General features: G+C 76.5%; 6 protein-coding genes. 1 reads left to right on the forward strand and 5 read right to left on the reverse strand.

The annotated features are described in order from the left end of the window. Positions 1-98: 98 nt before the first annotated feature. Entirely contained in the window at positions 99-1433 is a 1335-nt protein-coding gene (gene entS, locus ACFWAR_RS31600) for an enterobactin transporter EntS (protein ID WP_385784551.1), read from the reverse strand. Positions 1434-1510: 77 nt separating this feature from the next. After that, complete coding sequence (locus ACFWAR_RS31605; RefSeq protein ID WP_385784554.1) at positions 1511-1777, reverse strand: phosphopantetheine-binding protein; 267 nt, start codon at positions 1775-1777, stop codon at positions 1511-1513. A 68-nt stretch (positions 1778-1845) separates the two neighbouring features. On the opposite strand from ACFWAR_RS31605, the gene ACFWAR_RS31610 reads away from it, so the two are divergent. After that, entirely contained in the window at positions 1846-2343 is a 498-nt protein-coding gene (locus tag ACFWAR_RS31610) for a GNAT family N-acetyltransferase (RefSeq protein WP_385784557.1), read from the forward strand. Between the two features lie 61 nt (positions 2344-2404). On the opposite strand, the gene ACFWAR_RS31615 is transcribed toward ACFWAR_RS31610, so the two are convergent. The 3 genes from ACFWAR_RS31615 to ACFWAR_RS31625 form a co-directional block, all read right to left on the reverse strand. Next, positions 2405-2623: an MbtH family protein gene (locus ACFWAR_RS31615; RefSeq protein WP_385784559.1), complete on the reverse strand. Its 219-nt coding sequence runs from the start codon at positions 2621-2623 to the stop codon at positions 2405-2407. A 164-nt stretch (positions 2624-2787) separates the two neighbouring features. Further along, on the reverse strand, positions 2788-5640 hold the full coding sequence (locus ACFWAR_RS31620; RefSeq protein WP_385784563.1) for a condensation domain-containing protein: 2853 nt from the start codon (positions 5638-5640) through the stop codon (positions 2788-2790). Between the two features lie 3 nt (positions 5641-5643). Beyond that, complete coding sequence (locus ACFWAR_RS31625; protein ID WP_385784566.1) at positions 5644-7044, reverse strand: lysine N(6)-hydroxylase/L-ornithine N(5)-oxygenase family protein; 1401 nt, start codon at positions 7042-7044, stop codon at positions 5644-5646. Between the last annotated feature and the right edge of the window lie 251 nt (positions 7045-7295).

Genomic DNA, 7295 nt, shown 5'->3' on the forward strand with positions numbered 1-7295 from the left:
GGGTGGTGCTCCAGGGGTCGTCGTCGGCGGGACCGGGACGGCGGTCGGCCGGGGGTACGGGGCTGCGGGGCTGCGGGAGGGGAGTGTTGCCGCGGAGTTCAGCCGCGGGGGGCGGCCGGGGCGGGCTCGACGGGGTCGGGACCCGGCGGGGCGTCCTCGTGGGGCGCGGGCAGGGTGGCCCGGCGCAGTCCGGGCACGGCGACGGCGACGGCGACGGCGGCCACGGCACAGATCGCCCCGTTGACGACGGCGGCCCCGGCCGGGCTGAACCAGCGCGCGACCGCCGCCACTTCGGCGTCACCGACGATGTCGCCGCTGGTGCCCTGGGCCGTGATCACGCTGACGATCCGGCCGCGCATGTGGGCCGGGGTGTGGTGCTGGACGAGGGCGTACTCGAGGATCTCGTACACGGTCCCGGCGGCTCCGCCGACGGCCAACAGGGCGAAGGCGAGCACCGGATCACTGCTGAGGCCGAAGCCGAGGGTCGCCAGGCCACCGGTGAACGCGGCGGTCAGCAGCCAGCGTCCGGGGCGTGCGGCGCGGCCGAGCCAGCCGCTGGTCGCCGAGACGAGGACGGCGCCGACGGCGGGGGCGGTGTAGAGCAGGCCGAGCATCACCTCGGCGCCGCCGAAGCGGCGTTCGACCATTTCGGGGAAGAGCACGACCGGCACGTTGAACACGGCGGTCACCCCGCCCAGCAGCACCAGGCCGCCGACGACGCGGTCGCGCAGGGCGAAGCGGAAGGCGGACAAGGTGGAGCGGGAGCGCCCCGGGCCGGTGGCGCCGTCGCCGTCGCCGTCGTCATGGCCGTCGCCGTCCGGGTGGACGGCGGGCGGCAGCGGCCGCAGCCGCGTGACGAGCAGCGTGGTGACGCCGGTGGTGACGGCGGTGAAGGCGAACACCGGCGCGGGTCCCCACAGGGCCAGGAGCACGCCGCCGAGGAACGGGGCGCAGATGGATCCGATCTCTCCGGTGAGGGAGATCAGGGCGCCCGCGGCGGGCAGTTGGTCCTCCCGGACCAGGGTGGGCGCGGCCGCCATCAGCGCGGTGATGCTGACGCCGGAGGCGAGGCCGTCCCAGGCGACGCAGAGGTGGATGGCCCACAAGGAGGGTTCCGGCAGGAAGGCGTTGACGGCCAGGCCCGCGAAGGCGAGCGCCGCCGCGCCGCGCGCCCGGATGATGAGCGTGCGGCGGTCGCCGCGGTCGGCCATCACCCCGCCCCACAGCGAGCCCAGGAGCACGCTCACGCTCATGACCATGCTGACCATGGCCACTTGGAAGGTGGACCGGCTCATGCCCCACACCTGGGCGGACAGGGCGACGGTGGCCATGCCCAGGCCGAAGAGGGAGACCACGCGGGCGATGAAGACCGCGCGGAAGTCGCGCGAGGCGCGCAGCGGTTCGATGTCGATGACGAGGTCGCGCAAGGGCACTGCGGGCTCCGGTGGAGGTGCGGGGACGGATGGGGCGGACCGTGGGGAGGGGCGGGGCGTGGCGCGGCGGCGCCGGGTCAGGCGGCCGCGGGGGCGAGCAACCGCGCCCACTCGCGCAGGGTGGGCCGCTCGGCCAGGTCCACGAAGGCGATCTGCGCGCCCTCCGTGCGCCAGCGGGAGACGAGGGACATGAGCCGGATCGAGTCCAACCCCTGGTCGAGCAGGCTTTCGTCGGGGTCGACCTCGTCGGGTTCGGCGCAGAGCACGTCCGCGACGTCGTGGACCAGCCGGTCGAGGCCGAACGGGCTGTCGGCGAAGGGCGTGTCGGTCGGGGAGACGGTCATGGCAGGTGACTTCCTCTGTGGAGATCCAAGTGCCTCACCCACTACTGAGGTAAGGCTAACCTAAGTTTGTGATTCAAGTTGCAGTCGAGCTCCCCGCGGTACCGGTCCGTCCGGCCCGCCCGGGAGACGCACACGTGCTCTTCGCCCTGTCCCGTGGCTTCATGGCCTCCGGAGAGCTGCGCCCCAGGCCTGTGGGCCACTACCTCGCCCGCGCGGGCGAGTTCCTCCTCGCGCCGAACGCACCGGGTGCGCCGGACGCGCCGGACGGTGGGGCTCCCGCCGGCTGCGTGGCCGTACGGGACGAGGGGGAGGGCGCCGCCGTGCTCCACAACTTCTGCGTGGCGCGCGGCAGTCAGGGTCGGGGCATCGGGTCGGCGCTGCTGCGGGCCGCGCTCGCGCGGGCCCGCCTGCTGGACGCCGACCGGGTGTTCACGGCGACCACGGGGCCCGCCGTGCTGTTCCTGCGGCACGGGTTCGCCCCGACGGAGCCGCGACGGGCACCCGCGGCCTGGGCCGCGGCACTGGACCCGGCCCGCGGTTCACGGGTCTACGTACGCACGCTGTGACGCGGCCCGGTACGGTCCGGCGGACGCCCGCCGGACCGTACCGCGCGGGTCGGCGCGGGGCTCAGCGCGCGGCCGCGTCGGCCGCGATCAGGCTCGCGGGGCGCATGTCCGTCCAGTGCTCCTCGGTGTAGTCGGCGCAGCCCTGCCGGGTGTCCTCGCCGTGCACGACGCGCCAGCCGTCCGGCACGGCCGCGAAGGCGGGCCACAGGGAGTGCTGGTTCTCGTCGTTGACGAGCACGAAGTAGCGGGCGTCGTCGTCCTCGAAGGGATTGGTGGCCATCGGGGGTCTCCTTGGTGGGTCGGTCGGGATGGATCGGTCGGGATGGATCGGTGTCGGGCGGGCGCGCGAGTCCGGAGGGCCCCGTGCGCCGTGGTCGCGGGGGTCGTGCGGGGGTGTCGCGGGTCGGCGCGCGTTCCGCGCCGGGTCGTGCGGGTTCCGTGCCCTCAGGGGGTCTGCCGGGCGAAGCGGGCGGCCAGCGCGGTCGCCGTCTCGGACAGGGCGAGCGCCTCGGCCGCGTCGAACAACGCCGGTGACCAGCGCCAGTCCACGTCCACGCGGTACCCGCCGTCCGGCGCCGCCCCGACCGTGGCCGTCAGTTCGACGGGCCCGGTCAGCGGCGGCTCGTCGCCCAGGGCCCCGGGCGCGGGCCACTCCCCGGCCGGGGCCGGGCCCCAGCCGGGCTCCGCCTCGGGGTCGCGCAGCGCCGCGCGCCGGCGGTAGCCGACCCCGCGGCCCCGCGGGCCCGCCGCCGATGCCGACGTCTGCGGGTTGAGGTGGCGCAGCTGCTCCTGACCCCGCCCGCCGTCGGGTACGGCGGCCAGGGCCCGGCGCACCGCCCCGGGGTCGTCGGGGTCCAGCGGCAGCCGTACGCCGTGCACCGTCGACAGCCGTCCGACCGTGGCCGGAGCCCCCTCGGGCCGGGGCAGTTCGAGCTCCACCGGCAACCGCGTCCCGTCGTGCAGCCGGGGCCGCCCCGCGGCGATCCGGGCCAGCGCGGTGAGCAGCGCCGTGTCCACGGGGTGCGGGCCCGCGGCCCCGGCGGACACCTGCGGCGCGGGCGCGCCGACGGTGAACCGGGTGAGCGTGCGGTGGCCGCCCTCGGTCGCGGGCCAGGCCCGGGGGGCCGGGGCGCGGGACAGTTCCGTCCAGTACGGCAGCTCCGCCACCCGCTCCGGCGACTGCGCCCGGGCGGCCAGGGCGGCCGCCCAGTCCGTGAGGCCGCCCGGCGGGCCGAGGGCCTCGGGTCGTGCGCCGTCACCGGCGAACCACGCGTACAGCACGGGGAGTTCCGCGGTCAGCAGCTGCCAGGACACGTCGTCCACGCAGAGCCCGTGGGCCGCGAGCAGCAGTCGGCCCGGTCCCTCGGCCTCGGCGTCCAACCAGACCGCCCGGAACACCGCGCCCGTCGCGGGGTCCAGCGCGGCTCCGGCCGCCCGGGCGGCCCGGGCGAGCAGCTCCGTACGGGCGGCGGGCGCCAGCCCCGCGACGGGGTGGCGGCGCAGGACCGTCGGACCGGTGACCGCGGGCGCCGCGGAGGCGGGCCGCACCTGGTGGCTCCACACCCCGTGCGCCCGGTCGAGTGCCAGCCGCAGCGCCGGATGGCGCCGTCCCAGCGTGGCCAGGGCCCGGCGCAGCGGAGCCGTCCGCAGCCCCGCCGGGACCCGCAGCAGTACGTGCTCCCGCGCCCGCTCGACGGGCCAGGGAGCCGAGCGCAGCCGGTGCGCGGCGGGCAGCAGGGTCAGCGGCCCCTGCTCCCGGTCCGCGGGCGGCGGCGGGGTCCGGGCGGGGTCCGAGGGCCACGGTCCGGTGCCGGCGGCGGGCGCACCGGACGCCGTCGCCGCGCCGTTCGGGTCGAGGGCGGGGTCGGGGTGCGCCGGGGTCGTCCGCACCTGCCCCGCCGGGGTCCCGGGCCGCCGGGCTAGTCCGGCCAGCAGCGCGGCGAAGGCGGTGGCCTCGCACTCCAGTTCGGCCGGTCGGTACAGCGCGGGGTTCGCGTCGAAGTCGAGGCGCAGCAGCCCCTCGGGGGAGCGGGAGGCGGACACCGCGAGGTCGTCCACCGGCCCGGACGCCAGGCTGACGACCCGTCCGGGCACGCCCGCGAAGTCCAGCTCCGTCTCGAAGGGCCGCAGGTTGACCAGGGGCCCCGGCACCCGTCCGCCGGGGTGGTCGGGCCAGACCTCCCGGGCCACCTCGGAGCCGCGCACGCGCTGGTGGCGGCGCAGGAAGGAGGTCTCGACCGCGGCCCGGGCGAGCAGCGAGCGGAAGGTGTCGGCCGGACCGGCCGGGATCCGCACCGGCAGGATGTTCACGGCCGCCGCGGGCACCCGCAGGGTCCCGGGGGCCGTACGGGCGGCCGCGTACACGGCGAGGACGGCCTCGGCCGCGCCCGTGCGCGAGGTGGTGTGCAGCGCGGTCACGGCGAGCACGGCCTCGCCCCAGGTGGCCCCGGCCTCCCGGGCCGCGGCCTCGACGGCCGCGGTGTCGGCCGGCCCGAGGAGCACGGTGCGGCGGACCGCGGTGTCCGCGGGCGGCGCGCTGCGCCCGCGCAGCGGCGGGGGCGGCTCGACCCCCGCCAGGTGCCGGGTCCACGCGGCCAGGTCGGCGCGCCGTTCGGGCGAGGCCGCGTACGCGCTCTCGGTCGCGACGAGTGCGGAGACCGGGGCGAAGGGGGAGGGACCGGCGGGTCGGCCGTGCACGGCCGCGGTGTAGAGCTCGGCGATGCGGTGGCCCAGCAGGGCCAGGCCGTGCCCGTCCACCGCCAGCTGGTGGAAGAACTGGACGAGCAGGTGGTGTTCGGGACCGGCCGTGACCAGCACGCTCCCGGCCAGGTCGGGGACGTCCCCGGGGGTCGGGGGGTCGGCCAGCAGGTCCAGCCGCGGCGGGCAGGCCAGTTGACCCCGGACCAGGTCGAGGGCGGCGGCCACCGGGTCGGCGGCTCCCGAGGTGTCGAGCAGGGCGGGGCGCCGGGGACCGCCCGGTTGCCGTACGGGCGACTGGCGCGGGCCGTCGTCGCCCCGGGTCAGTCGGAAGCGCAGCCAGGGGGCCTCGTCGAAGGACGCGGCCACGGCGTCGCGCAGGGCCTCGGTGTCGATCGGGCCGAAGAGCTCCACGTACTGGCCGACGTTGTGCCCGGCGTACCCGGGCGCGGCGCTCTGCGCGGCCAGGAACTCCGACTGCGCGGCCGTCAGCGGTACGCCGTCGGTGAGGGCCGGGACGGTGCGGGTCGGGCCGGTGGCGGCCGGGGCGCGGGGTGCGGGGGCGGCGGGTGCGGGGAGGGGGGAGGCGGTGGCGGACACGGGTCAGCTCCGAAGTCCCGAGGGGAGGGGGGCGTTGCCGGCGGAGGCCGGGGCCAGGAGGTCGCGTTGGGCCCGGACCGCGCGTTCGGTGCCGCTCAGCAGCAGGGAGTCGCAGATCTCGCCGGAGCGGACGGCCAGCGTGGACAGCAGGGAGGAGGTCAGTCCGTGCGTGTGCTCGGTCGCGGCGCCCTGGACGTAGATCCCGGCGCGCAGCCGGTCGGTGGTGGCGACGGCGTGGTCGCGGCCGATGCGCAGCCGCCCCGCGGAGTCGGTGAGGCAGTGCTCCATCAGGTCGCCGAGCAGGTGGCGCGGGTCGCCGGCGCGGTAGCCGGTGGCGTACACCACGGCGTCGCACCACAGGTCGGTCGTCTCCCCGTCGATCAGGGAACGGACCGTGGCCCGCGCGCCGTCGTCCTGCACGCGCACCGCGGCGACCTCGGTGGTGTTCAGGATCCGCAGGCGTTCGGCCCCGGTGACCTTCTCCTGGTACGCGGTCCGGTAGAGCTGGGTGATCAGGTCGCCGTCCACCACCGAGTAGTTGGTGTTGGCGTGGTAGCCCAGCAGTCGGCGCTTGACCTCCTCGGGCGCGGTGTAGAAGTCGTCCACCGCGGCGGGGTCGAAGATCCGGTTGGCGAAGGGGCTGTCGTCGGCGGGGCTGTAGCCGTAGCGGGAGAAGACCGCGCAGACCTCGGCCCCGGGATAGGTCCGGTGCAGGTGGTCGGCGGCCTCGGCGGCGGACTGACCGGCGCCCACGACGACGAAGCGCTGGTGGCGCGGCGACGTCAGGGCGCGGGTGCGGTGCAGCAGTTCGCTGGTGTGCCAGACGTGCGGGCCGCTCGCGACGCCCTCGGGCAGGTGCGGGCGCAGCCCGGTGCCGAGGACCACGTTGTGGGTGAGCAGCGGGTCGGTGCCCGGCGCCGCGCCGTCGGCCCGGCGCACGTCCACCTCCAGGTGCTCGCCGTCGTGGGCCGCGCGCACCGCGACGGCCTCGGTGCCGTAGGCGACCTGATCGGCGAAGTCCCTTGCGCACCACCGGAAGTAGTCGTGGAACTCGACCCGGGTCGGGAAGAAGGTCTTCTGGTTGATGAAGTCCGCCAGTCGGCCGCGGTCCTGGAGGTACTGGAGGAAGCTGTAGGGGCTGGCCGGATTGCGCAGGGTGACCAGGTCCTTGAGGAACGACACCTGCATGGTGGCGCCTTCGAGCAACATGCCCGGATGCCAGGCGAATCCCTCCTGGCGCTCGATGAACGCGGGCCGCAGCGCCTCGGCGGGCGCCCGCCGGGAGTTGTGCTCGGCCACGGCTATCGCGAGCGCCAGGTTGGCAGGGCCGAAGCCGATGCCCACCAGATCCCGGACAGCGGGGGAGTCCTCCCCGGAGCCGGTGTACGTGTGTGGTGCGGACATGCCCATCCTTCCTCGGACTTACCTGGTTGATTAGGTAAGGCTGGCCTAACGTCACTGATCGTTGAGAGGGTGTCAAGTTGCCGCCGGACGACGGTCCGGGGCGGGAATTCACGCCACATCCGTCGCGGAGCGGGGGTCGCCCGACGGCGTGCCGGATCCGGCGGTCACGGCCGCACCGCGGCGGTCCGGCGGCCGCCCGGTGCGCCCGCGGCGGCGCCCGAGCGGCGGGAATCAGCCGCCCGGGCGCGGCG

The organism is Streptomyces sp. NPDC059917, from assembly GCF_042730635.1.
Lineage (GTDB): Bacteria > Actinomycetota > Actinomycetes > Streptomycetales > Streptomycetaceae > Streptomyces.